We start from the raw sequence: 23,770 nt of genomic DNA, 5'->3' as shown, positions 1-23,770 counted from the left end.
CGGGCTGCGGTGTCGACGCGGCGCGTGCTGCCTGTGCGAGGTAAACCAATAAAAGTCTAGATGCGGCGCCGGGCAAAAGAAAGTGCGCAACAGCCCCTCGGGTGCGCTTCGCCGGGGACGCGTCGTCGCTCAGGCGCATCCCAAGGGTCCTTCTTCGCAATGTGCTCGCGCACATTGCTCAGGCGCCCCCCAAGGGGACTTCTTCGCGCAGGGTCGTACCCTTCGCTCAGGCGGCGATGACGATCGCGAACTCGGCGCGCAGGCCGTCGCTGCCGGGAACGAAGGGTACGGTCAGCGCTGCGCGCTCGGCGGGGGTCAGGCTGCGCCAGAGGAAGTCGCGCGGATTGCCGGGGTCGCCGGCGACGTAGACCTGCGTCGTCAGCAGCTCGCGTCCGCGCAGGCGGACCTTGAGGTGGATGTGCGGCGTGCGGCCGCTGTAGGGGGCCGGGCGGATCGTGCGGAAGCGGTAGCGGCCGTCGGCGCCGACGGTGACGCGGCCGAAGCCCTGGAAGCGGGCGTCGGCGCGGCCGCCGTCGCCGGGGTGGTGGTAGTGGCCGGCGTGGTCGCACTGCCAGATCTCGACCTGCGCACCGGCGAGCGGGCGCCCGGCGAGGTCGCTGACGCTGCCTTCCAGCCAGGCGGGCAGGCCTTCCGGATAGCTCAGCGCGCCGTTCTGCAGCAGGTCGTGGTCGGCATCGCGTGGAATCTCCAGCGGATAGAACGGGCCTTCGGTCTGCGCCGGCGTCGGGAGACGCGGCGCGGCCGGCTGCGCCCAGGCCGGCAGCCAGCAGGCGGGCAGCGCGGCCAGCGCTGTGGCGAGCGTACGGCGCCGGCGCGCATGGGCGCTCAGCGTGACGGGAAGCGGATCAGGGCGCATGCGGGCCTCCTTTCGCCTCGTTGGAGGCGGCCGGCGCGGCGAGGTTCCGTCCGGTGCCGCGACGCGCTGCGCGGAACTTTCCGTCGCGCCGTCCGTTTCGGAAAGCGGTGCCGCCCGGCATCGCCAACGGAATGGAGATGAACGCATGAAAAGCATCAAACGCAAGGCCCTCGTCATCCTCGGCGCGCTGACCCTGACGGCGGCGACGCCGGTGCTGGCGGCGGGCGAGAGCGGCGCCCACCGGCACGAGCACGCCGCGTCGCCGGCGACGCTGCAGCTCAACGCCGGCAAGAAGTGGGAGACCGACGCGGCGCTGCGCCAGTCGATGGGCAGCATCCGCCAGATGATGGCCGGCGCGCTGCACGACATCCACGAGAACCGGCTGTCGGCGAAGGGCTACGGCCAGCTGGCGCACAAGGTGGAAGACGAGGTCGGCAAGATCGTCGCCAATTGCAAGTTGTCGGCGGAGGCCGACGCGCAGCTGCACGTCGTCGTCGGCGAGCTGCTCGGCGGCGCCGAAGGCATGGCCGGCAAGGCCAAGGGCGTCAAGCGCCAGGGCGGCGCGGTGCAGGTGATCGGCGCGCTGGAGAAGTACGCGACCTATTTCGACGACCCCGGCTTCAAGCCGATTGCGCACTGAGCGAAGCGCGTCGCGCTTCGCGAACAAGTCCTCTCGGGGGGCGCACTGAGCGAAGCGCGTCGCGCTTCGCGAACAAGTCCTCTCCGGAGGACGCCCTGACGCGCTGACCGGCGGCCGGGCGCACCGCCCGCCGCCGGTCAGCGCCGGCCTTTCCCTTCGCTGCCCAGCCAGCCGGCGCGCAGCGCGTTGCGCTCGCCGTTGCTGACGAGTTTGCTGGTATCGAGCGCCGGCGGGTCGAGGCGCAGTTCGCAGCAGAGCAGCTCGTCGCGGCGGAAGGCGTGCACGACGACGGTGTCGCCGGCCCGTTTCCGCAAGAGTTGGCGGTCGAGCGTCGCCGGCGTGACGCGGAGGCCGTCGAGCGCGAGCAGCACGTCGCCGCCGGCCAGCCCGGCGCGTTCCGCGGCGCCGCCGCGGTAGACCGTCGCCAGCTTGAGCTCGCCGCCGTCGCCGGCGGTCTTCGCGCCGAGCGCTGGCGACGCGTTCGCCGCCTCGCGCACGAACGCGATGCCGAAGGGCTTCAACAGCTTCGCCAGCGGCAGGTCGGCGGTGCCGTGCACCGCGTCGGCGAAGAAGCGCTTCAGCTTGAGCCCCGACAATTCCTCGGCGATCGCGCGGATCGTCCCGTCGCCGATGCCGGCGCCGGTCTGCCCGTGGCGTCGCCACAGCGCGCGCATCACGTCGTCGAGCGACACCTTGCCCTTCGTCCCGGCGCGTAGCGTCAGGTCGAGCGCCAGTGCCACCAGCGCGCCCTTGGCGTAGTAGCTGACCACCGCGTTCGGCGTGTTCTCGTCCGGCCGGTAGTACTTGCTCCAGGCGTCGAAGCTCGATTCGGCGAGCGACTGCGTCAGCCGGCCGGGACCGCGCAGCACGGCGTCGAGGTTCTTCGCGGCGAGCTCCAGCCAGTCCGGCTGCGCGATGACGCCGCTCTTCAGCAGCGCGAGGTCGTCGTAGTACGAGGTGAAGCCCTCGAAGGCCCACAGCAGCGTGGTGTGGTTCTCGCGGTCGAGGTCGTAGGGGACGAAGGCGGCGGGCTTGATGCGCTTCACGTTCCAGGTGTGGAAGTACTCGTGGCTGCACAGCCCGAGGAAGGTCCGGTAGCGCTCGGGCACGCCGTCCATGCCGGCGTACGGCAGGTCGTCGCGCGCACAGAGCAGTGCCGTCGAGGCGCGGTGTTCCAGCCCGCCGTAGCCGTCGCCGACGGCGGTGACGAGGAAGACGTATTTCTTCATCGGCGCCGGCTCGCCGAAGAAGCGGATCTGCCATTCGCAGATCTTCTTCAGGTCGGCGCAGAGCCGCTTCAGGTCGCAGTCGTGGCGGCCGCTGATCGCCACTTCGTGCGGCACGCCGCAGGCCTTGAAGCTCGCCAGCGTGAAGGTGCCCATCTCGACCGGGTGGTCGATCAGCTCGTCGTAGTCCGCCGCGGCGTAGCGGCCGAAGCCGTGCGCCTGCGCCGCGCCCTTCTCGCCGCGCGCCGGTTCGAGCGCGGTGGCGACGCGCCAGCCGGCGTAGCCCTGGCCGTGCGGCGGCCGGATGTCGACGCGGCACGGCGCCTCTTCCTGGCCGAGGACGCGCAGGAAGACGCTGGTGCCGTTGAAGAAGCCATGTGTGCGGTCGAGGTGGGCGCCGCGCACCGACAGGTCCCAGGCGTAGACGGTGCAGGTCACGGTGAGCGCCTGCTTCGCCGGCAGCGCGGCGGCCTGCCAGGTGTGCTTGTCGATCTTGGCGAGCGCCACCGGCTGGCCGCCGGCCTCAGCCTTGATCGCAACGATGTGCCGCGCGAAGTCGCGGATCAGGTAGCTGCCGGGAATCCACGCCGGCAGTGCGAAGCGCTGGCCGGCGGGGTCGGGCCGGTCGACGCGGCAGCTCACTTCGAAGAGGTGGGCGGCTGGGTCGAGGGGGCGGATGGCGTAATCGATGGGGGTGGTTTTCATGGCGGCGGTCGGCGGGCGCGGCGAAGGCGCGAACGAGCGGGATTGTATGCGGCGAAGTGCCGGCCGCGCGAATTTGTCGCCGGCCGCGGCCAGCTCACGCCGGCGTGCCGTCGCCGCGCGCCAGATGCTGCCACAGCGTTTCGATCGCCGCGCGGCGGTTGCCGGCGGCGCGGTAGACGCGGATCTCCATGCGCGTGCCCCAGTCCGCCGAACCGGCCGCGGCGATGCGGCCGGCGGCGACCTCCTCCTGCACGCACGATTCCGGCAGCCAGCCGAGGCCGTGCCCGGCCAGCACCATCGCCTTCAGCGCCTCCGACATGTGCGTCTGGAAGCAGGTCTGCGGGTGGCAGGGCTGCGGCGGGTCGAGCAGGATCATCTCAACCAGGTGGCCGAGAAAGGTGCCCGAGGCGTAGGCGAGCAGCGGCGGCGGCACGCCGGGCTGGCCGGGCAGCGTGAAGTGCGGCCGGCCGTCGGCGGCGCAGCTCGAATAGGGCAGCAGGCGCTCGCTGCCGAGGACGACGAAGGGGTAGCGGTCGGGGTCGAGCAGGATCGGGAACTGCGGGTGGTGATAGCAGAGCAGCAGGTCGGTCGCCCCCTCGCTCAGCAGGTGGGCGCCTTCCATGATGTTGGTCGCCAGCACCTGCGCCTGGAGCTGGCTGAAGCGCTGGCGCAGCGCGGCGAACCACGCGGGGAAGAAGGTCAGCGACAGCGTGTGGGCGACGGCGAAGCGCACCGTGTCGTCGCCTTCCGCATGCTGGCCGCGCAGCGTCGCGCGCGCCTCGTAGAGCCGGCGCACGTGGTCGGCGGCGAAGTGGCGAAAGACGCGGCCGGCGGCGGTCAGCGCCGGCGGCTGGCAGTTGCGGTCGATCAGCGTGACGCCGAGCCAGTCCTCGAGCGCCTGGATGCGGCGGCTGAACGCCGACTGGCTGATGTGGCGCTGGTCGGCGGCGCGGGAGAAGCTGCGCAGGTCGCAAAAGCAGAGAAAGTCCTCGATCCACTTGATGTCCACGCCGCCGTCTCCGCTTCAACCGGGATCTCGCCGCCGTGGCGACGGATCACGTACGCTGCCCACTGTACCCGAGAAGCGCTGCGCCCGGCGCGTCGGCGGCACGCCACCAGTCGATGCAGGCCGCGGCCAGGCAGGCGGTGGCGTCGACGCAGCGCGGCAGGCCGGGGGCGGCGACGGCGGCCAGCGCCAGCGGGATCTCGGTACAGGCCAGCACCAGCTGCGCGGCGCCGCGCGCCTGCAGCGCCGTGCCGGCGGCGGCGAGCAGGCGGCCGCCGGTCGCCAGGTCGCCGCCCTTGACCGCGCGGATGCCGGGCATCAGCAGGTGATCGAGGTCGTCGGCGTCGGGGAGTACGACCCGATAGCCCTGGCGTTCGAGGCGCTGCTGGTAGATGCCGGCGGCGAGCGTGCCGGCGGTGCCGAGGATGCCGATCGCCGCGCCCGCCGCCGCGCTTGCCGCCAGCTCGGCGACGACCGCATCGGCGATGTGCAGCACCGGCAGCGCACTGCGCGCGGCCAGCTCGTCGGCCCAGAAATGCGCGGTGTTGCAAGGGATGGCGATGCAGCCGGCGCCGGCGCGACGCAGCACCGCGGCGCCCTGCAGCAGCCCCGCCAGCGGCGACGGGCCGTGGTGCAGGATGGCTTCGCTGCGGTCGGGAAGCTGCGGCACCGAGTAGACGACGACCGGAACGTGCTCCTGGTCGCGTGCGGCCGGGGTACGCTCGACCAGCTTGCGCAGGAAATCGGCCGTGGCCAGCGGTCCCATGCCGCCGAGGATGCCGACGATTTTTTCCATGATGCTTGCCCGAGGGTGACGAGGGACGCCCAGACTAGGTCGCAATGCACCACGGGCGGGCGTTCGATGCGCCTTTCGCCGGACCCGATGCGTTTTTCGCATGGGCGATCCCTCCCTTGGGCGGCGCTGCTTAGAGTCGGCGTGCCTTGTGCAAACCCCGATAGGAGAACCCCGATGAAAACCCTGCCGTCCCTGCTGGCCGCGATCGCGGTCGGCCTGCTGTCCCTGCCCGCCGGCGCCGCGCCGGATTCCCCGACGCTGACGAAGATCAAGGAGGCCGGCACGATCACCCTCGGCCACCGCGAATCGTCGATCCCGTTCTCGTACTACGACGACCGGCAGCAGGTGGTCGGCTATTCGCAGGACTTCATGAACGAGATCGTGCGCACGATCAAGGGCGAGCTGGGCCTGCCGAACCTGCAGGTCAAGCTGCTGCCGGTGACCTCGTCCAACCGCATCCCGCTGATGCAGAACGGGACCATCGACCTCGAGTGCGGGTCGACCACCAACACCGTCGAGCGCCAGCGCCAGGTCGGCTTTTCCAACCACCTCTTCCTCTACGGCATCCGCCTGATGGTGCGCAAGGATGCGGGCATCGGCGAGCTGGAAGACCTCAAGGGGAAGAACGTCGTCACCACCGCCGGCACCACCGCCGAGCGGCTGCTGCGCCAGATGAACGAGGAACGCAAGCTCGGCTTCAACCTGATCAGCGCCAAGGACCACGGCGAGGCCTTCCTGACGCTGGAGACCGGCCGTGCCGCCGCCTTCGTCATGGACGAGCCGCTGCTGCACGGCGAGAAGGCGAAGGCGAAGAAGGCCGACGACTGGGCGGTGGTCGGCCGCCCGCTGCAGTCGGAGAACTATGCCTGCATGCTGCCGAAGGGCGACGAGGCGTTCAAGCGCCTGGTCGACGGCACGATCGCGCGGCTGATGACCTCGGGCGAGGCGGAGAAGATCTATCACAAGTGGTTCATGAGCCCGCTGCCGCCGAAGGGAATCAACCTGGCCTATCCGCTGAGCGACGAGCTGCGCGCGCTGTACAAGCGGCCGCACGACCGGCTCTGAGCGGCCACCCGCCGGGGCGCCGGCGGGCGCGCGGCACCCCGGCCGTTCGGTTTTCCGAACGGCGTTCGGCGGGGCTGTTCGGAAAGTCGAACGGCCGCCGTCTCTGTTGCGTCGCAACAAGTGCGGTGAATCAGTTGCTTATAGGTGAATGGGTGCTTGGCACGGCTCGTGCTGTGAGGTAAGCGGCTCGAACCGATGCCGGAAACCACAAACCCAATCACGTCTGGAGACAACCACATGAAACTGCTGCCCTCCGTACTTGCCACCGCCGTTGCCGCCGCCGTTTTCGCCGCACCCGCCTTCGCGCAGGAAAGCGCGACGCTGAAGAAGATCAAGGACACCGGCTCGATCACCCTTGGCCACCGCGAATCGTCGATTCCGTTCTCGTACTACGACGACAAGCAGCAGGTCATCGGCTATGCCTACGAACTGCAGCGCAAGATCGTCGATGCGATCAAGGCCGAATTGAAGATGGACAAGATCGACGTCAAGATGATGCCGGTGACCTCGGCCAACCGCATCACGCTGGTGCAGAACGGCACCGTCGACATCGAGTGCGGCTCGACGACGAACAACACCGAGCGCCAGAAGCAGGTCGCCTTCTCCAACACCTTCTTCGTCATCGGCACCAAGCTGATGGCCAAGAAGGATGCGGGCATCAAGGACTTCCCGGACCTCGCCGGCAAGAACGTGGTGACCACCGCCGGCACCACCTCCGAGCGCCTGCTGCGCAAGATGAACGAAGACAAGCAGATGAAGATGAACATCATCTCGGCCAAGGACCACGGCGAATCCTTCCTGACGCTGGAAACCGGCCGCGCCGTCGCCTTCATGATGGACGACGCGCTGCTCTACGGCGAGATCGCCAAGGCCAAGAAGCCGGCCGACTGGGACGTGGTCGGCACCGCGCAGTCGAAGGAAGCCTACGGCTGCATGCTGCGCAAGGACGACGCCGGCTTCAAGAAGGTCGTCGACGCCGCGATCGCCAAGGTGCAGACCTCGGGCGAAGCCGACAAGATCTACGCCAAGTGGTTCATGAACCCGATCCCGCCGAAGGGCCTGAACCTCAACATGCCGATGTCGGCGGAGATGAAGGAACTGCACAAGGCCCCGAACGACAAGGCCTACGAATAACGATAACGAGCACATGCCGCCGGCCGCCGCGGCCGGCGGCCGCCGATCCCACACCTGACAAAGGATTTTCATGCTGAATCGCTTTCTTTCCCGCTGCCTGCTGATCGCAGCCAGCGTCGTCGTGCTGCCGGCCTTCGCCGGCAAGCCGAACGTCGTCATCCTCGCCACCGGCGGCACGATCGCCGGCGCCGGCGCCGATGCCGCGAAGAGCGCCACCTACCAGGCGGCCAAGGTGCCGGTCGACAAGCTGATCGCCGGCATCCCGGCGCTCGCCGACGTCGCCCAGGTGCGCGGCGAGCAGGTCTTCCAGATCGCCTCCGAGAGCTTCACCAACGAACACCTGCTGACCCTCGGCAAGCGCGTCTCGGCGCTGGTGAAGCAGGCCGACGTCGACGGCATCGTCGTCACCCACGGCACCGACACGCTGGAGGAGACCGCCTACTTCCTCAACCTGGTCGTCAAGAGCGACAAGCCGATCGTGCTGGTCGGCTCGATGCGCCCGGGCACCGCGATGTCGGCCGACGGCACGCTGAACCTGTTCAACGCGGTGAACGTCGCCGCCAGCAAGGACGCCCGCGGCAAGGGCGTGCTCGTGGCGATGAACGACGAGCTGAACAGCGGCCGCGACGTGTCGAAGATGGTCAACATCAAGACCGAGGCCTTCAAGAGCCCGTGGGGCCCGCTGGGCATGGTTGTCGAAGGGAAGAACTACTGGTTCCGCCTGCCGGCCAAGCGGCATACGGTGAACTCGGAGTTCGACATCGACCAGATCGACGCGCTGGCGCCGGTCGAGATCGCCTACGGCCACGGCAACGTCGGCGACACCGCCTACCGTGCGTTCGCCGCCAAGGGCGCCAAGGCGATCATCCACACCGGCACCGGCAACGGCTCGGTCAGCAACCGCGTCGTGCCGGCGCTGCGCGAACTGCGCGGCCAGGGCGTGCATATCATCCGCTCGTCGCACGTCAATGCCGGCGGCTTCGTGCTGCGCAACGCCGAGCAGCCGGACGATCAGTACGACTGGGTGGTGGCGCACGACCTGAACCCGCAGAAGGCCCGCATCCTGGCGGCGGTGGCGCTGACCCGGACGCAGGACAGCAAGGAGCTGCAGCGCATCTTCTGGGAATACTGAGCGGATGTCGCGCCCGGGCGGGAGTTTCCGCCCGGGCAATTACAAGAACGGGGATGTAATCAATGAGTTACCAATGGAACTGGGGCGTCTTCCTGCAGCCCTCCGCGAGCGGTGACGACACCTATCTCGGCTGGTTGTTCACCGGCCTGAAATGGACCGTCACACTGTCGCTGTCGGCCTGGGTGATCGCCCTCATCGTCGGCTCCATCTTCGGCGTGCTGCGCACGGTGCCGAACCGCTGGCTGTCCGGGTTCGCCACCTGCTACGTCGAGGCCTTCCGCAACGTGCCGCTGCTGGTGCAGCTTTTCTCGTGGTACTTCGTGCTGCCCGAGCTGCTGCCGGCCGCGCTCGGCACCGCCTTCAAGCAGAGCAACCCGCTGTGGCAGCAGTTCTTCGCGGCGATGCTGTGCCTCGGCCTGTTCACCTCGGCGCGCGTCGCCGAGCAGGTGCGTTCCGGCATCAACTCGCTGCCGCGCGGACAGCGGGCCGCCGGCCTGGCGATGGGCTTCACGCTGCCGCAGACCTACCGCTACGTGCTGCTGCCGATGTCCTACCGCATCATCCTGCCGCCGCTGACCTCCGAGTTCCTGAACATCTTCAAGAACTCCGCGGTGGCCACCACCATCGGCCTGATCGAGCTCTCCCGCCAGGCGCAGCAGCTGGTCGACTACACCGCGCAGCCGTACGAGGCCTTCATCGCGGTGACGGTGATGTACCTGTTGATCAACGTGACGGTGATGTTCCTGATGCGTCGCCTCGAAAACAAAGTCCGCATCCCGGGCTTCATCGGAGGCAAGTGAGCCATGTACGATTTTGACTGGACCTCCATTCCCGGCGCGATCCCGCTGCTCGCCAAGGGCATGCTGATCACGCTGGAAGTGACGATCACCGCGATCGTCGTCGGCATCGTCTGGGGCACGCTGCTGGCGATCGCCCGCCTCGGCCACAACGTCGTGCTCGCCAAGCTCGCCGCCGGCTACGTCAACTTGTTCCGCTCGGTGCCGCTGGTGATGGTCATCCTGTGGTTCTACCTGATCGTGCCGCAGGGCCTGAAGGCGATCTTCGGCGACGACATCGGCGACATCCGGCTGACCTCGGCGCTGGTCGCCTTCGCGCTGTTCGAGGCCGCCTACTACTCGGAGATCATCCGCGCCGGCATCCAGAGCGTGTCCAAGGGACAGGTCTCGGCCGGCCTCGCGCTCGGCTTCACGCCGGCGCAGACGATGCGCCTGGTGGTGCTGCCGCAGGCCTTCCGCAACATGACGCCGCTCTTGCTGACGCAGGCCATCATCCTCTTCCAGGATACCTCTCTGGTGTATGTGATCGGCCTCTCCGACTTCTTCGGCACCGCCTACAAGGTCGGCGACCGCGACGGCCGCCTGGTCGAGTTGCTGCTCTTCGCCGGCGTCATCTATTTCGTTATCTGCTTCTCCGCCTCGCTGCTGGTGAAGCGTCTGCAAGCGAGGTTCGCCAAATGATCGAAATCAAGAATGTTTCCAAGTGGTACGGCCAGTTCCAGGTCCTCACCGACTGCACGACGTCGGTGCAGAAGGGTGAGGTGATCGTCGTCTGCGGCCCGTCGGGTTCCGGCAAGTCGACGCTGATCAAGTGCGTCAATGCGCTGGAGCCCTTCCAGGCTGGCGACATCGTCGTCAACGGCACCTCGCTCAGCGACCCCAAGACCAACCTCAACAACCTGCGCTCGCACGTCGGCATGGTCTTCCAGAACTTCGAGCTGTTCCCGCACATGACGGTCACGCAGAACCTGACCATCGCGCAGGAGAAGGTGCTTGGCCGCTCGAAGGACGAGGCGCGCGAGAAGGGATTGAAGTTCCTCGACCGCGTCGGCCTGAAGGCCCACGCCGAGAAGTTCCCCGGCCAGCTTTCCGGCGGCCAGCAGCAGCGCGTGGCGATCGCCCGCGCGCTGGCGATGGACCCGATCTGCATGCTGTTCGACGAGCCGACCTCGGCGCTCGACCCGGAGATGGTCAACGAGGTGCTCGACGTCATGGTCGAGCTGGCCAAGGAAGGCATGACCATGATGTGCGTCACGCACGAGATGGGCTTCGCCCGCAGCGTCGCGCACCGCGTGATCTTCATGGACCAGGGCAAGATCGTCGAGGACGCCGCCAAGGAAGACTTCTTCGGCACGCCGCGCTCGGAGCGGGCGCAGCACTTCCTCGCCAAGATCCTCCACCACTGACGTCCGACCGGCCCGGCGAAAAACAACAACAACGCCGGGCGTCTTCGAGGAGACAAACAATGAATGCACTTCGCCGTGCAGGGCGCTTCTCATTCCTGCTTTCGCTGTTCCTGAGCGTGCCGGCGCTGGCGGCGCCGGTGCTCGACCGTGTCGCGCAGAGCGGCGTCGTCAGCATCGGCTACCGCGACTCGTCGCCGCCGTTCTCCTACCTCGACGCCGAGCGCCGGCCGATCGGCTACTCGATCGACCTCTGCCTGCGCATCGTCGATGCGCTGCGCCAGTCGCTGCGCCGGCCGCTGGAAGTCCGCTACGTGCCGGTGAGCTCGGCGACGCGGATGGATGCCGTCATGCGCGGCGATGTGGACCTCGAGTGCGGCACCACCACCAGCACCGCCGAGCGCCGCCAGAAGGTGGCCTTCACCGTGCCCACCTACATCGCCACGACGCGCCTGCTGGTCCGCTCCGGCAGCGGCATCGCCTCGATCGCCGACCTCGCCGGCAAGACCGTGGTGACGACGCGCGGCACCACCGCCGAGAAGCTGTTCCGCGAGGCCGACACCCGCCGCACGCTGCGCGCGAGGCTGGTCGAGGCCAAGGATCACGCCGAATCGTTCGCCGTGCTGCAGGCCGGCCAGGCCGACGCTTTCATCATGGACGACGTGCTGCTCTACAGCCTGCGCGCCGCGTCGGGCGCCCCCGAGAAGTTCGAGGTGACGCGCGAGGCGCTCAATATCGAGCCGCTGGCGATCATGTTCGCCAGGGACGACCCCGAGTTCAAGCAGCTGGTCGACCGCGAGGTGACGCGGCTGATCGTCAGCAACGAGATCCATCGCATCTACCGCCGCTGGTTCGAGTCGCCGATCCCGCCGAAGGGCGTCAACCTCGGGCTGGCGATGAGCTACCTGCTGCGCGACTCGTTCAAGGCGCCCACCGACTGGCTGCCGAACTGATGACGACCACGACGAAAGCGATGCCGGCGCCGCCGGCGGGAGGACAGGACATCATGAACGCGATCAACCGTCTGTCGATCGGCCAGCAGCTGACACTGGCCTTTGCCGTGGTGGTCGGGCTGTTCGTCGCCGTCGCGGCATGGACGGCCTTCAGCCTGGCGCGCGTCGACCGCGCCGCCGAGCGCATCGCCTCGGTGTCGCTGGCCAAGGAGGCGCAGATCGCGCAGCTCGCCGATTCGTTCCAGCAGATGCAGACGGCGGTGCGGAACAACATCATCTTCACCGACGCCGAGGTGATGAAGCGCGAGCAGGCGGTCTATCTGGCCGAGAAGAAGCGCTTCGCCGAGGCGCTCGCCGCGCTCCGCAAGCTCGCCGCCGACAGCGGTGCCGACGCCGCCGAGCGCGAGCTGCTGGCGCGCATTGGCAGCGGCTTCGAGGCGGCGGTGGTGCCGCAGGACAAGGCGATGGAGGAGGCGATGCAGTTCCTCTCCAGCGTCGCCATGGGCATCCTGCAGAACGACGGCGGGCCGAAGATGCAGAAGGTCGCCGCGGCGATCGGCGAGGCGCGGCAGCTGGTGCAGGCACAGAGCCGGGCGCGCGCCGCCGACATCGCCGACGAGACCGGACGCACGCGCGCTGTCGCGCTGGCGCTCGCCGGCGTCGCCGGCCTGGTCGCGGCGGTACTCGGCGTCTGGCTGACGGCCAGCGTGCGCGGTCCGCTCGCCGAGACCGTGGCGCTGATGGAGAAGATGGCCGCCGGCGACCTCACCGGCCAGGTGTCGGGCAGCGGCGGGCGCGAGATCCAGCGCGTGCAGCAGGCCGCCGGCCGTACCGCGCGCGAGCTGACGCGGCTCTTGGCCGGCATGCGCGGCGACGCGGCGCGGCTGAAGAGCGCCGCCTCCAACCTTTCGGCCGCGGCCGAGGGGGCCGGCCGCGGCTCGCGGCAGCAGGTCGAGGCCGCCGGCGCGATGGCGGCGACGCTGCAGCAGATGAGCGAGCGTATCGCGCACGTCGCCGCGCTCGGCGGCGAGGCGCACGCGCTGTCGGCCGACGCCGGCCGCCAGGCCGGCGACGGCGCCGGCCTGATCCGGACGATGGTCGGCGAGATCCGCGCGATCTCGGAGCTGGTCAGCGAATCGGCGGCGACGGTGACGACGCTGGGTGAGGACTCGGAGAAGATCTCGTCGATCACGACGGTGATCCGCGACGTCGCCGACCAGACCAACCTGCTCGCGCTGAACGCGGCGATCGAGGCGGCGCGCGCCGGCGAGGCCGGCCGCGGCTTCGCGGTGGTCGCCGACGAGGTCAGGAAGCTGGCCGAGACGACCAACCGCTCGGCGCGCGAGATCGCCGAAATGATCGCCGCGATCCAGGGCGGCACGCGCTCGATGGCGGCGCAGATGGCGCGCTCGGTCGAGCGCGTCGAGGCCGGCCTGCAGGTGGCCTGCGCCGCCGGCGACGCGATGGCGGCGATCGATGCCGGCGCCAACCGCGTGATCGCGGTGATCGACGAGGTGTCGTCGGCGCTCAACGAGCAGTCGGCGGCGAGCCGCGAGGTCTCCGGCCGCGTCGAGCGCATCGCCGAGATGGTCGGCGAGAACGACCGGGCGACCGCCGCGGTCGCCGACACCGCGCGCGAGCTCGACCAGCTGGCCGGCTCGCTCGAGACCGGCCTCGGCCATTTCCGGACGGCGTGAGCGTGGAGTCGACGCTTTACAAGCTGGTCGCGAGCTTCTTCCTCGGCGGGCTGCTGAGCCTGGTGACGATCACCAACCCGCTGTCGAAGATCCCGCTCTTCGCCTCGCTCGCCGCCGACCTCGACGAGACCGCGGCCAAGCGCGAGGCGAGTCGCGCCTGCGTCTATGCGCTGGCCCTGCTCACCGCCTGCCTGTTCGCCGGCGTCGCCGTGCTCGAGACCTTCGGCATCTCCTACGGCGCATTGCGCGTCGCCGGCGGCCTGACCGTCGCGGTGATCGGCTACCGCATGCTGTTCGGCACCACCGAGGCGCTCTTCCCGAAGCCGGCTGCGGCCGGCGCCGCCACCGGCTTCGCCTTCTTCCCGCTGGCGATGCCCGGCATCGCCGGCCCCGGCGCGATCGCCACGGTGATCGGCATCTCCACCGAGATCGCCGAGCTGCCGAGCGGCGCGCTGCGTGCGACCGCCTACGCCGCCACCGTCTTCAGCATCCTCGCCACCTGCCTCTTGATGTACGGCGTCTTCCGCTCCGCGCGCGTCGTCTCGCGCTGGCTGGGCGGCGAGGGCGTGAACGTCGTCAGCCGCCTGACCGGCTTCCTGCTCGTCTGCATCGGCGTGCAGTTCGTCGCCTCGGGCATCCGCAGTTTTGTTGCCGGTACCTGAGCCATGACGCGAGCGCATTGCGAAGAAGTGCCCGTGGGGTGCGCCCGGGCGGGCCGGCTCCCTTCCTCGACTGCAGTTGAGCACACTGGAGGCCGCATGAGCGAAACACGACGCGAGCACGATCTTGCCGTCGGCGGGCCGCTACCCGCCGGCGGCGACTGGGCGGCGCAAATCCTGCGCTCGGTCAGGAAATATCCGTTCGCCGCCCGGGCGATCGGCAGCCATGGTTCAGTTCATCATTACGGAGACAGCATGAGCACGACACGACTCGAACACGACCTTCTCGGCGACGCGCCGGTTCCGGCCACCGCCTACTGGGGGGTGCATACCTTGCGCGCGATCGAGAACTACCCGATCACCGGCAAGCCGATCGGCAGCTACGCCGACCTGGTGCGCGCGCTGGCGCTGATCAAGCACGCCGCGGCGCTCGCGCACAAGGAGCTCGGCCAGCTCGACGAGACGCGCGCCTTCGCGATCATCGCTGCCTGCCAGGAGATTGCCGGCGGCCGGCTGCACGACCAGTTCGTCGTCGACGTGATCCAGGGCGGCGCCGGCACCTCGACCAACATGAACGCCAACGAGGTGATCGCCAACCGCGCGCTCGAGCTGCTCGGCCGGCAGAAGGGCGACTACGCCTACCTGCACCCGATCAACCACGTGAACATGTCGCAGAGCACCAACGACGTCTATCCGACGGCGCTGCGCGTCGCCACCTGCCTGTCGATCCGCGGCCTGCTGTCGGCGATGGCCGAGCTGCGCGAGGCCTTCGAGGCGAAGGCCGACGAGTTCAAGGACATCCTCAAGATCGGCCGCACGCAGCTGCAGGATGCGGTGCCGATGACGCTCGGCCAGGAGTTCTCGACCTACGCGGTGATGCTCGGCGAGGACGAGGCGCGGCTGAACGAGGCGATCGCGCTGATCCGCGAGATCAACCTCGGCGCCACCGCGATCGGCACCGGCATCAACACCGACATCCGCTACGCCAAGCTGGCGATCGGCCACCTCTCCGAACTCTCCGGCCTGCCGCTGGAGCCGGCGCCGAACCTGATCGAGGCGACCCAGGACTGCGGTGCCTTCGTGCAGCTGTCCGGCGTGCTGAAGCGCATCGCCTGCAAGCTCTCCAAGACCTGCAACGACCTGCGCCTGCTCTCCAGCGGCCCGCAGGCCGGCTTGAACGAGATCCGCCTGCCGCCGCGCGCCGCCGGTTCGTCGATCATGCCGGGCAAGGTCAACCCGGTGATCCCCGAGGTGGTCAACCAGATCGCCTTCGAGGTGATCGGCAACGACGTCACCATCACCATGGCCGCGGAAGGCGGCCAGCTGCAGCTGAACGCCTTCGAGCCGATCATCGCGCACAGCCTGTTCAAGAGCGTCGAGCACCTCGCCGCCGGCTGCCGTACGCTGACCGCGCATTGCGTCACCGGCATCACCGCCAACCGCGAGCTGCTCGCCGAGCGCGTACGCACCTCGGCCGGGCTGGCCACCGCGCTCAATCCCTACGTCGGCTACGAGAACGCCACGCGCGTTGCGCAGGAAGCGCTCGCCACCGGCCGCGGCGTCGCCGAGCTGGTCGAGGAGATGGGGCTGATGACGCGCGAGGAGCTCGATCGGGTACTGCGCCCGGAGGTGCTCACGGCGCCGAGCGCGCTGGCCTGAGCGGCCGCCGGCGCCGGCACGGCGGCCGGCGCCGGCCTTACGCCGTACAATAGGCGCCGTCCATGCCCCGTTCCCCGCGATGACCGCCGCCGCCCTTTTCCGCTCGTTCGCCAGCTTCGGCCGCAGCCGCTGGTTCGGCGCGCTGCTCATCCTGGCCGTGCTGGTCGCCGCCGGCGTCGCCGGCTACGCCTCGTCCGAGCGTTACGGCATGCACCTGCTGCGCGAGGAGGGTCGGCACCGCCTCGACCTGCTGGCCGCCGCGGTCGACGCCGAGGTGTCGCGGGTGACGCACATCCCCGGCATTCTCGCGCTCAACGCCGACGTCCTCGAACTGCTGCGCACCCGGCACAGCGCCGGCTCGCCGCAGCAGGAGGTGGTGAACCGTTACTTGGAGCGGCTGAGCGCGCAGCACGTCGACAGCCTGGCAGTGTTCGTGATGGACACGCGCGGCCGCGTCGTCGCCTCCAGCGACTGGATTCTCACCGACAACCTGCTCGGCGCCGATTTCTCGCACCGCTCCTATTTCCAGGCGGCGATCGGCGGCGCGCCGTACCGCCAGTACGCCGTCGACGGCGTGCGCGACGAGCCCGGCTACTTCTTCGCGCAGCCGATCCGCGACGAGCGCCAGGACTGGAAGATCGTCGGCGTCGCCGTGCTCAAGGCGAGTATCCGCGCCGTCGAGCGGCAGTGGCTGACCAACGACGCGCCGGCGCTGATCGCCGACGACAACGGCGTCGTCCTGCTCTCGGCGCCGCCCGAGTGGCGCTACGCGACGCTGCGCCCGCTGTCCGGCGAGCAGGTCAGCGAGCTGGTGCGGCGGCAGTTCGAGGGGCGCCAGCTGGGCACGATGTCGCTCGGCATCGATGCCGCCGCGGCCGAGGCGGGCATCGTCGTCAATTTTTCCGGGCGCCCCGCCGAATCGCTCGGGCCGCCATCGCGCGGCAGCGACTATCTGGTGATGAGCCGCAACCTGCCCGGCACCGCCTGGCACCTGCTGGTGCTCTCCAGCGTGCGGCCGGTGCGCTCGCAGGCGCTGGCGCACGGCGCGCTGGCGGCGGCGGCGAGCGCGACGCTGATCCTCTGCCTGCTCTACCTGCGCCAGCGCCGCCGCGTGCTGCAGGCGCGGCTGAAGGTGCAGGCGGCGCTGGAGGCGGCCAACCGCGAACTGGAAGGGAAGGTCGCCGCGCGCACCGCCGACCTGACGCGCACGGTCGAGACGCTGGAGGCGGAAGTGGTCGAGCGCCTGCGCGCCGAGCAGACGCTGCGCGCGGCGCAGGAGGAGCTGGTGCAGGCCGGCAAGCTCGCCGTGCTCGGCCAGCTGGCGACCGGCATCACGCACGAGCTGAACCAGCCGCTCGGCGCAGTGCGTACGCTGGCCGCCAACGCCATCGAGTTCATGCACCGCGGCGACGCCGGCACCGCCGAGCGCAACCTGCGCATCGTCTGCGACCTCACCGACCAGATGGGCGGCATCATCCGTCCGCTGAAGACCTTCGCGCGCAAGTCGCCGGCGGTGCCGAGCCGGGTCGACGTGGCGCAGGCGGTGGGCAGCGCGCTGTTCCTGCTCGACCAGTCGCTGCGCCAGGCCGGCGTCGTCGTGGACAATCGCTGCGTCGCCGGCGAACATTTCTCGTGGTGCGACCACAACCGCCTGCAGCAGGTGCTGATCAACCTGATCGGCAACGCCGCCGACGCGATGAACGACCGCAGCGAGCGCCGCCTGGAAATCGCCGCCGCCGAGCGCCCCGACGGCGGCATCGCGCTGGCCGTCGCCGACACCGGCTGCGGCCTGCCGGAAGCCGTGCTCGACCGGCTGTTCGAGCCGTTCTTCACGACCAAGGCGGCGGGCGAGGGGCTCGGGCTGGGCTTGGCGATTTCGCGCGACATCGTGCGCTCGTTCGGCGGCGACCTGATCGCCGAGAACCGCGAGGGCGGCGGCGCGCGCTTCGTCATCGTGCTGCCGGCCGCGGCGGAACAGGGAGAAGAGGAAACCGTCAGATCATGAATCCGCAATTGTCCGTATTGCTCGTCGAGGACGACGCCAACGTCCGCCTCGGCTGCGAGCAGGCGATCCAGCTCGCCGGCATCCCGGTGGCCACCGTCGCCGCCGCCGAGGAGGCGCAGCGCAAGCTCGCCGCCGGCTTTCCCGGCGTCGTCGTCACCGACATGCGCCTGCCGGGGATGGACGGGTTGCAGCTGGTGCGCTGGGTGCACGAACTGGAGGCGGCGCTGCCGGTGATCATGATCACCGGCCACGGCGACGTCTCGCTGGCGGTCGAGGCGATGCGCAGCGGCGCCTACGACTTCATCCCCAAGCCCTTCTCGCCCGAGCACCTGGTCGAGGTTGTGCAGCGCGCGCTGGAAAAGCGGGCGCTGACGCTGGAGGTGGCGGCGCTGCGCCGCCGCCTCGAGCACCGCGACGGCATCGAGGCGATGCTGATCGGCCGCTCGCCGCAGATGGCGGCGGTGCGCCGGCGCGTGCACGAGGTCGCCGGCTCGGCGGTGGACGTGCTGATCCGCGGCGAGACCGGGACCGGCAAGGAACTGGTGGCGCGCTGCCTGCACGACAACGGGCCGACGGCGAAGGGCAACTTCGTCGCGCTGAACTGCGGCGGCATGCCGGAAACGCTGTTGGACAGCGAGCTGTTCGGGCACGAGCCGGGCGCCTTCTCCGGCGCGCAGAAGCGGCGCATCGGCAAGATCGAGCACGCCAACGGCGGCACGCTGTTCCTCGACGAGCTGGAAACGATGCCGATGGCGATGCAGATCAAGCTGCTGCGCGTGCTGCAGGAGCGGCAGCTGGAGCGGCTCGGCTCGAACCAGCCGATCAAGGTCGCCTGCCGCGTCGTCGCCGCGACCAAGGAGGATCTCGCGGTCCTGGCGCAGAAGGACCGCTTCCGCGCCGACCTCTACTATCGGCTGAACGTCGTCACCATCGACCTGCCGCCGCTGCGCGAGCGGCGCGAGGATATCCCGCTGCTGTTCGAGCACTTCGTGATGCAGGCCGCCGAGCGCTACCAGCGGCCGCTGCCGGTGGTGGCGCCGGAGGATGTGCATCGGCTGATGGCGCACGACTGGCCCGGCAACGTGCGCGAGCTCAGGAATGCCGCCGACTGCTTCGCGCTCGGCCTGAAGAACGACGTGATGGCGCCGGCCGAAGTGATGGAGGGCGAGGGCGGCCTGTCGCTGGCCGAGGCGGTCGAGCGCTTCGAGCGCTCGCTGATCGCCGCCGAACTGCGCCGCAACGACGGCAGCCTGGCCCGTACCAGCGAAGCGCTGCGGGTGGCGAAGACGACGCTGCACGACAAGATCCGCAAGTACGGCCTGCAGTCCGGCGGTTAAGGTCCGCAGAGTCACGAAAATTCATAATTATGAATTTTCGTGACAATCCGTAGGGGTATTTGTGCTATCATCCTCCGGCTAATAAAAGATCGCGTCACCGCCTCCCCCCGGAAACCCGAACATGCCCCTGCCGCCTCCCAGTGTCGAGCGCACGTTGGTGCAGCTGCGCAATGTGCAGCTGTTCGGCTACAAGCGCGTGGACGGCCGCTGGGACATCGAGGCGCGCATCACCGACACCAAGAACCACGAATATCCGATCTCGTCGAAGACCATCCCCAAGGGGGAGCCGGTGCACGACATGTGGGTGCGCGTCACCATCGACCACCAGATGAACGTGCTCGACGCCGATGCCGCCAGCGACGCGGCTCCGTACGACAACCACTGTACCGCGATCGCGCCGGACTACCGCAGGCACCTGATCGGCCTCAACCTGTTCCGCGGCTTCCGCAAGGACGTCAAGGAACGCCTCGGCGGCATCCACGGCTGTTCGCACATCACCGAGCTGCTCACCTACCTGCCGACGGCGGCGCTGCAGACTTTCGCCAGCGACGTGCAGGACAACGCCGACAGCGGCGTCAAGCCCTTCCAGCTCGACCGCTGCCACGCCCTCGAATCGCATTCGGAAGCGGTCCGGCGCTATTACCCGCGCTGGTACCGCGGAAGTAAAACCGGGTAGGACATCCTCCTGCCCACTCGCTCGCAACCTCAACCAAGCAAGGAAAGCGCATGAAGATTCACGAATATCAGGGCAAGCAAATCCTGAAAAAATTCGGCGTCACGGTCCCGCGCGGCATCCACTGCACCTCCGTCGACGACGCGGTGAAGGCGGCCGAAACGCTGGGCGGCAACATCTGGGTGGTGAAGGCCCAGATCCACGCCGGCGGCCGTGGCAAGGGCGGCGGCGTCAAGGTCGCCAAGTCGCTGGAACAAGTGCGCGAATACGCGAACCAGATCCTCGGCATGCAGCTGGTGACCCACCAGACCGGGCCCGAGGGCCAGAAGGTGCGCAACCTGCTGATCGAGGAAGGCGCCGACATCAAGCACGAATACTACGTCGCCGCGCTGACCGACCGCGCCACGCAGACCGTCGCCATGATGGCCTCCTACGAAGGCGGCATGGACATCGAGGAAGTCGCGCACAAGACCCCGGAGAAGATCGTCAAGGTCTTCATCAACCCGCTGGTCGGCCTGACCGACGAGCAGGCGCTGACGCTGGCCAAGGGCATGGGCATGAACGAAGCCTCGATCCCGCAGTGCGTCGATACGCTGAAGAAGCTGTACACCTGCTACATGGAGACCGACGCCTCGCTGGCCGAGATCAACCCGCTGATCCACGAAGGCGACGGCACGGTCAAGGCGCTCGACGCCAAGTTCAACTTCGACTCGAACGCCCTCTACCGCCAGGAAGAGATCGTCGCCATGCGCGACCTCGACGAAGAGGACCCGGATGAAGTCGAAGCCTCGCAGTTCGACCTCGCCTACATCTCGCTCGACGGCAACATCGGCTGCCTGGTGAACGGCGCCGGCCTGGCGATGGCGACGATGGACACGATCAAGCTGTTCGGCGCCGAGCCGGCCAACTTCCTCGACGTCGGCGGCGGCGCGACGACCGAGAAGGTCACCGAAGCCTTCAAGCTGATGCTGAAGAACCCCAAGGTCAAGGGCATCCTGGTCAACATCTTCGGCGGCATCATGCGCTGCGACACGATCGCCTCCGGCGTCGTCGCCGCCTCGCGCGCCGTCAACCTGTCCGTGCCGCTGGTCGTCCGCATGAAGGGCACCAACGAAGATCTGGGCAAGCAGATCCTCAAGGATTCCGGCCTGCCGATCATCTCCGCCGACTCGATGGCGGAAGCCGCCACCAAGATCGTCGCCGCGGTCAAGTAAGGGAGTTACGAATGTCCATCCTGATCAACAAAGACACCAAAGTCATCACCCAGGGTATCACCGGCAAGACCGGCCAGTTCCACACGGAAAAGTGCCAGGAATACGCCAACGGCAAGAACTGCTTCGTCGCCGGCGTGAACCCGAAGAAGGCCGGCGAGAAGATCTTCGACATCCCCATCTACGCCTCGGTCAAGGAAGCCTCCGCTGAAACCGGCGCCACCGTCTCGGTGATCTACGTGCCGCCCCCGGGCGCCGCCGCGGCGATCTGGGAAGCGGTCGAAGCCGACCTCGACCTGGTCATCTGCATCACCGAAGGCATCCCGGTCCGCGACATGCTGATGGTGCGCAACCGGATGAAGGAGAAGGAAGCCAAGGGCGGCAAGAAGACGCTGCTGCTCGGCCCGAACTGCCCCGGCCTGATCACCCCGGACGAAATCAAGATCGGCATCATGCCCGGCCACATCCACAAGAAGGGCCGCATCGGCGTCGTTTCCCGCTCCGGCACGCTGACCTACGAAGCGGTCGGCCAGCTGTCCGAGCTGGGCCTCGGCCAGTCGTCCGCGGTCGGCATCGGCGGCGACCCGATCAACGGCCTGAAGCACATCGACGTCATGAAGATGTTCAACGACGATCCGGACACCGACGCCGTCATCATGATCGGCGAGATCGGCGGCCCGGACGAGGCGGAAGCCGCGCGCTGGTGCAAGGACAACATGAAGAAGCCGATCGTCGGCTTCATCGCCGGCGTCACCGCCCCCCCCGGAAAGCGCATGGGCCATGCCGGCGCGCTGATCTCGGGCGGCGCCGACACCGCCGACGCCAAGCTCGCGATCATGGAAGAGTGCGGCTTCAAGGTCACGCGCAACCCGTCCGAGATGGGCAAGCTGCTGAAGGCGATGCTCTAAAAAAGGGCGTCTAGCCAGCTGCCTGTATTACCAAGGCGGGGCCCGAAAGGGTTCCCGCCTTTTTTGTTTGATTCTAATAGGACGATCATGATTGCGAGCAAGTTCGAAGCGCGGGAAGATCGGCCGCAGCTGCAGTTCAGGCATTTTGGGTGGCATCGAGTCGCTGGCTGGTGGCCGCCCGTATGTGCATGGCTGCTATATATTCTGCATGCATCGCTGTACAGAAACTGGTTGGTCGATGACGCAGGCATATCGTTTGCGTATGCTAGGAACCTCGCCGCTGGATTCGGTTTGGTGTCTCAGTCCGGTGTTCCGCCTGTCGAAGGATTCTCGAATCCCGCGTGGACATTCGGACTCGCGTTGGCCGAGCTATTCGGGTGCTTTGATCCGGTCTGGACGCCAAAATTAATAAGCATTGCATTGATTCTTTGTGCTTTTCTCTCGCTGCATGGGCTGATTCGTTACATGCTCAGCGAGAACGCGCCGGTTTTTTCGTTTGCTGTGCTCGCCTGTTGTTCGGCCAATCCGAGTTTCGTCATCTGGACGACCTCTGGCCTCGAGAATCCACTGTACGCAACGCTGATTTGCTCCTTGCTCTTCCTTTGCGTACTTGCGTCGGAGGAAGAGACGCCATCGAGTCTTGCGATCATGGCCGGTGCTCTCAGCGCTCTTATTACACTGACTCGCCCTGATGGAGTCGTATATTCCGTCCTTTTTCCCGCTGCACTGTTGTTTGGCCCCGCGTGCAGCCTTCGGATTAGGTCCCAGCAATTCAGCGCGTATTTGTTTCCGCTTTCCATGTTAGTCGGGGCTTACCTGTGGTTTCGCACGACTTATTTTGGCGAGTGGCTGCCAAACACTTATTACGCGAAGCCCGGCAGCAACGCTTACCGGATCGTTGAGGAAGGGGCGTTCGGTATCCTGCGAACACTGGCGGATTTGCTGGCTAATTCGGCCTTTCCGGTAGGGAGCGACGTTGCCCTGCTCGTCTTGGCGGGCTTCCCGTTGCTGATGCTTGGCCGGTCACGACTGGTCGAGGCGAAGTCGCTTGCCATTATCTTCTTCTTCATCGCTGCAGGACTTGCCGCATACGAGGTTTTACCGCGGGACTGGATGGGGGAGTATCGCTTTGCGACTCCTCTTTTCCCACTTCTTTATCTGTTTGTTTTTATGGTGCTTGCGGCACTCTTCCGGGTCTGGTTTGCAGGTGGCGATTTCATTCACAAGGCCTTGCCAGCCTCGGTAGTTTTGGTTTTCCTGTCTGGTGCTTCTGGCAACTTTGTTTTTCGGATAGACCGCTTTCTGGCAGCGCCGACAGTTCCGATTGAGGACGTGGCAAAGAACTATGCTGACCGATTCAACGCCTATGCCGAGTTCCTCGGCCTCGAGGAAGCCAGCCTGGGCGCGCCGGACATAGGGGGCGCCCTGATGTATTCGCGGCTGCGAATCGTCGATCTGGCTGGTCTTTGCGATCGCCGCATCGGGCGTTTGATTCACCGTGACAAGACAGCGCTTCGAAGATACCTATTGGAAGAAGCAAGGCCAACTTTTATTCATGTTCACGGACCGTGGGCAATCGCTTTCGATCTGTATGCCGACCCCGGGTTTTCGGAGCAATACATGATTATCGATGAGGAGGCAGGGCCTTCCGTATCGGGCGTTCGCCAGATTCGTGCGGGGAGCTATGTACGCAAGGATGCATTGAGTCAGGCTGCCCTTTATCGAGTAAGCCGACTCTCCCAGCTAAAGATTGAGGCTGCCAGGACACTCTATCCGCGCCATCCGCGCAATGTTACGGGAATCTGATTCTCAACCAGGCCCCTTCCCCCGCCAACACGCTGCGATGGTCGGCACCCCGGATGAAGTAAAGATCGCCATCATGCCTGG

The 23,770-nt window shown here is 67.7% G+C and carries 21 protein-coding genes; 17 read left to right on the top strand and 4 right to left on the bottom strand.

The window, feature by feature from the left end; all coding sequences use genetic code 11:
- Positions 1-226 precede the first annotated feature (226 nt).
- On the bottom strand, positions 227-877 hold the full coding sequence (locus IWH25_RS18235; protein ID WP_203387179.1) for a dioxygenase family protein: 651 nt from the start codon (positions 875-877) through the stop codon (positions 227-229).
- Between the two features lie 145 nt (positions 878-1,022).
- On the opposite strand from IWH25_RS18235, the gene IWH25_RS18230 reads away from it, so the two are divergent.
- Positions 1,023-1,517 (top strand): hypothetical protein, encoded by a 495-nt coding sequence (locus IWH25_RS18230; protein WP_203387178.1) that lies wholly within the window; start codon positions 1,023-1,025, stop codon positions 1,515-1,517.
- A gap of 137 nt (positions 1,518-1,654) precedes the next feature.
- Here the strand turns inward: IWH25_RS18230 and IWH25_RS18225 are convergent, their stop codons facing one another.
- The 3 genes from IWH25_RS18225 to cuyB all read right to left on the bottom strand — a co-directional run bounded on the left by IWH25_RS18225 (position 1,655) and on the right by cuyB (position 5,250).
- Positions 1,655-3,448, bottom strand: a complete 1,794-nt coding sequence (locus tag IWH25_RS18225) for a M61 family metallopeptidase (RefSeq protein WP_203387177.1) — start codon at positions 3,446-3,448, stop codon at positions 1,655-1,657.
- A 94-nt stretch (positions 3,449-3,542) separates the two neighbouring features.
- Entirely contained in the window at positions 3,543-4,457 is a 915-nt protein-coding gene (locus IWH25_RS18220) for a LysR substrate-binding domain-containing protein (RefSeq protein ID WP_203387176.1), read from the bottom strand.
- A 46-nt stretch (positions 4,458-4,503) separates the two neighbouring features.
- Entirely contained in the window at positions 4,504-5,250 is a 747-nt protein-coding gene (gene cuyB / locus IWH25_RS18215; protein WP_203387175.1) for a cysteate racemase, read from the bottom strand.
- 174 nt (positions 5,251-5,424) lie between these two features.
- On the opposite strand from cuyB, the gene IWH25_RS18210 reads away from it, so the two are divergent.
- The 16 genes from IWH25_RS18210 to IWH25_RS18135 all read left to right on the top strand — a co-directional run bounded on the left by IWH25_RS18210 (position 5,425) and on the right by IWH25_RS18135 (position 23,689).
- Positions 5,425-6,315 (top strand): glutamate/aspartate ABC transporter substrate-binding protein, encoded by an 891-nt coding sequence (locus tag IWH25_RS18210; RefSeq protein WP_203387174.1) that lies wholly within the window; start codon positions 5,425-5,427, stop codon positions 6,313-6,315.
- A gap of 237 nt (positions 6,316-6,552) precedes the next feature.
- Positions 6,553-7,449, top strand: coding sequence for a glutamate/aspartate ABC transporter substrate-binding protein (locus IWH25_RS18205; protein WP_203387173.1), 897 nt, complete (start codon positions 6,553-6,555; stop codon positions 7,447-7,449).
- A gap of 70 nt (positions 7,450-7,519) precedes the next feature.
- On the top strand, positions 7,520-8,581 hold the full coding sequence (locus IWH25_RS18200; protein WP_203387172.1) for an asparaginase: 1,062 nt from the start codon (positions 7,520-7,522) through the stop codon (positions 8,579-8,581).
- 62 nt (positions 8,582-8,643) lie between these two features.
- On the top strand, positions 8,644-9,381 hold the full coding sequence (locus IWH25_RS18195; RefSeq protein WP_203387171.1) for an amino acid ABC transporter permease: 738 nt from the start codon (positions 8,644-8,646) through the stop codon (positions 9,379-9,381).
- A gap of 3 nt (positions 9,382-9,384) precedes the next feature.
- Positions 9,385-10,059, top strand: a complete 675-nt coding sequence (gene gltK, locus IWH25_RS18190; protein ID WP_203387170.1) for a glutamate/aspartate ABC transporter permease GltK — start codon at positions 9,385-9,387, stop codon at positions 10,057-10,059.
- Positions 10,056-10,784 carry an amino acid ABC transporter ATP-binding protein gene (locus IWH25_RS18185; RefSeq protein WP_203387169.1) on the top strand — a complete coding sequence of 243 codons (729 nt, stop codon included), beginning with the start codon at positions 10,056-10,058 and terminating at the stop codon, positions 10,782-10,784. Before gltK ends, IWH25_RS18185 begins: the two co-directional genes overlap by 4 nt.
- Before the next feature lie 59 nt (positions 10,785-10,843).
- The gene (locus tag IWH25_RS18180; protein ID WP_203387168.1) at positions 10,844-11,734 is read left to right on the top strand and encodes an amino acid ABC transporter substrate-binding protein; all 891 of its coding nucleotides are present in this window, start codon (positions 10,844-10,846) and stop codon (positions 11,732-11,734) included.
- Positions 11,734-13,431, top strand: coding sequence for a methyl-accepting chemotaxis protein (locus IWH25_RS18175; RefSeq protein ID WP_203387167.1), 1,698 nt, complete (start codon positions 11,734-11,736; stop codon positions 13,429-13,431). The genes IWH25_RS18180 and IWH25_RS18175 overlap by 1 nt, the downstream gene beginning before the upstream one ends.
- Before the next feature lie 2 nt (positions 13,432-13,433).
- On the top strand, positions 13,434-14,093 hold the full coding sequence (locus IWH25_RS18170) for a MarC family NAAT transporter (RefSeq protein WP_203387166.1): 660 nt from the start codon (positions 13,434-13,436) through the stop codon (positions 14,091-14,093).
- 252 nt (positions 14,094-14,345) lie between these two features.
- Entirely contained in the window at positions 14,346-15,749 is a 1,404-nt protein-coding gene (aspA, locus tag IWH25_RS18165) for an aspartate ammonia-lyase (RefSeq protein WP_203389305.1), read from the top strand.
- Between the two features lie 79 nt (positions 15,750-15,828).
- Entirely contained in the window at positions 15,829-17,754 is a 1,926-nt protein-coding gene (locus tag IWH25_RS18160; RefSeq protein ID WP_203387165.1) for a sensor histidine kinase, read from the top strand.
- Positions 17,751-19,091 carry a sigma-54-dependent transcriptional regulator gene (locus IWH25_RS18155; RefSeq protein WP_203387164.1) on the top strand — a complete coding sequence of 447 codons (1,341 nt, stop codon included), beginning with the start codon at positions 17,751-17,753 and terminating at the stop codon, positions 19,089-19,091. The genes IWH25_RS18160 and IWH25_RS18155 overlap by 4 nt, the downstream gene beginning before the upstream one ends.
- Positions 19,092-19,212: 121 nt before the next feature.
- Positions 19,213-19,767, top strand: a complete 555-nt coding sequence (locus IWH25_RS18150; RefSeq protein ID WP_203387163.1) for a DUF2889 domain-containing protein — start codon at positions 19,213-19,215, stop codon at positions 19,765-19,767.
- A gap of 50 nt (positions 19,768-19,817) precedes the next feature.
- Positions 19,818-20,978 carry an ADP-forming succinate--CoA ligase subunit beta gene (sucC, locus tag IWH25_RS18145; RefSeq protein ID WP_203387162.1) on the top strand — a complete coding sequence of 387 codons (1,161 nt, stop codon included), beginning with the start codon at positions 19,818-19,820 and terminating at the stop codon, positions 20,976-20,978.
- A gap of 11 nt (positions 20,979-20,989) precedes the next feature.
- A complete protein-coding gene (gene sucD, locus IWH25_RS18140) occupies positions 20,990-21,883 on the top strand; it encodes a succinate--CoA ligase subunit alpha (RefSeq protein ID WP_203387161.1) in 894 nt (297 codons plus the stop codon).
- A gap of 87 nt (positions 21,884-21,970) precedes the next feature.
- Positions 21,971-23,689 carry a hypothetical protein gene (locus tag IWH25_RS18135; protein ID WP_203387160.1) on the top strand — a complete coding sequence of 573 codons (1,719 nt, stop codon included), beginning with the start codon at positions 21,971-21,973 and terminating at the stop codon, positions 23,687-23,689.
- The last annotated feature ends 81 nt before the right edge of the window (positions 23,690-23,770 follow it).

Source organism: Azospira restricta (genome assembly GCF_016858125.1).
In the GTDB taxonomy this organism is placed as follows: Bacteria; Pseudomonadota; Gammaproteobacteria; order Burkholderiales; family Rhodocyclaceae; genus Proximibacter; species Proximibacter restrictus.
This window is presented reverse-complemented; position numbering and strand designations above follow the sequence as displayed.

What these genes read in the sequence shown, in the direction of transcription:
- IWH25_RS18235 (WP_203387179.1), bottom strand. Translation starts at nt 877, where the DNA reads ATGCGCCCTGATCCGCTTCCCGTCACGCTGAGCGCCCATGCGCGCCGG.
- IWH25_RS18230 (WP_203387178.1), top strand. Translation starts at nt 1,023, where the DNA reads ATGAAAAGCATCAAACGCAAGGCCCTCGTCATCCTCGGCGCGCTGACC.
- IWH25_RS18225 (WP_203387177.1), bottom strand. Translation starts at nt 3,448, where the DNA reads ATGAAAACCACCCCCATCGATTACGCCATCCGCCCCCTCGACCCAGCC.
- cuyB (WP_203387175.1), bottom strand. Translation starts at nt 5,250, where the DNA reads ATGGAAAAAATCGTCGGCATCCTCGGCGGCATGGGACCGCTGGCCACG.
- IWH25_RS18210 (WP_203387174.1), top strand. Translation starts at nt 5,425, where the DNA reads ATGAAAACCCTGCCGTCCCTGCTGGCCGCGATCGCGGTCGGCCTGCTG.
- IWH25_RS18205 (WP_203387173.1), top strand. Translation starts at nt 6,553, where the DNA reads ATGAAACTGCTGCCCTCCGTACTTGCCACCGCCGTTGCCGCCGCCGTT.
- IWH25_RS18200 (WP_203387172.1), top strand. Translation starts at nt 7,520, where the DNA reads ATGCTGAATCGCTTTCTTTCCCGCTGCCTGCTGATCGCAGCCAGCGTC.
- IWH25_RS18195 (WP_203387171.1), top strand. Translation starts at nt 8,644, where the DNA reads ATGAGTTACCAATGGAACTGGGGCGTCTTCCTGCAGCCCTCCGCGAGC.
- gltK (WP_203387170.1), top strand. Translation starts at nt 9,385, where the DNA reads ATGTACGATTTTGACTGGACCTCCATTCCCGGCGCGATCCCGCTGCTC.
- IWH25_RS18185 (WP_203387169.1), top strand. Translation starts at nt 10,056, where the DNA reads ATGATCGAAATCAAGAATGTTTCCAAGTGGTACGGCCAGTTCCAGGTC.
- IWH25_RS18180 (WP_203387168.1), top strand. Translation starts at nt 10,844, where the DNA reads ATGAATGCACTTCGCCGTGCAGGGCGCTTCTCATTCCTGCTTTCGCTG.
- IWH25_RS18175 (WP_203387167.1), top strand. Translation starts at nt 11,734, where the DNA reads ATGACGACCACGACGAAAGCGATGCCGGCGCCGCCGGCGGGAGGACAG.
- aspA (WP_203389305.1), top strand. Translation starts at nt 14,346, where the DNA reads ATGAGCACGACACGACTCGAACACGACCTTCTCGGCGACGCGCCGGTT.
- IWH25_RS18160 (WP_203387165.1), top strand. Translation starts at nt 15,829, where the DNA reads ATGACCGCCGCCGCCCTTTTCCGCTCGTTCGCCAGCTTCGGCCGCAGC.
- IWH25_RS18155 (WP_203387164.1), top strand. Translation starts at nt 17,751, where the DNA reads ATGAATCCGCAATTGTCCGTATTGCTCGTCGAGGACGACGCCAACGTC.
- IWH25_RS18150 (WP_203387163.1), top strand. Translation starts at nt 19,213, where the DNA reads ATGCCCCTGCCGCCTCCCAGTGTCGAGCGCACGTTGGTGCAGCTGCGC.
- sucC (WP_203387162.1), top strand. Translation starts at nt 19,818, where the DNA reads ATGAAGATTCACGAATATCAGGGCAAGCAAATCCTGAAAAAATTCGGC.
- sucD (WP_203387161.1), top strand. Translation starts at nt 20,990, where the DNA reads ATGTCCATCCTGATCAACAAAGACACCAAAGTCATCACCCAGGGTATC.
- IWH25_RS18135 (WP_203387160.1), top strand. Translation starts at nt 21,971, where the DNA reads ATGATTGCGAGCAAGTTCGAAGCGCGGGAAGATCGGCCGCAGCTGCAG.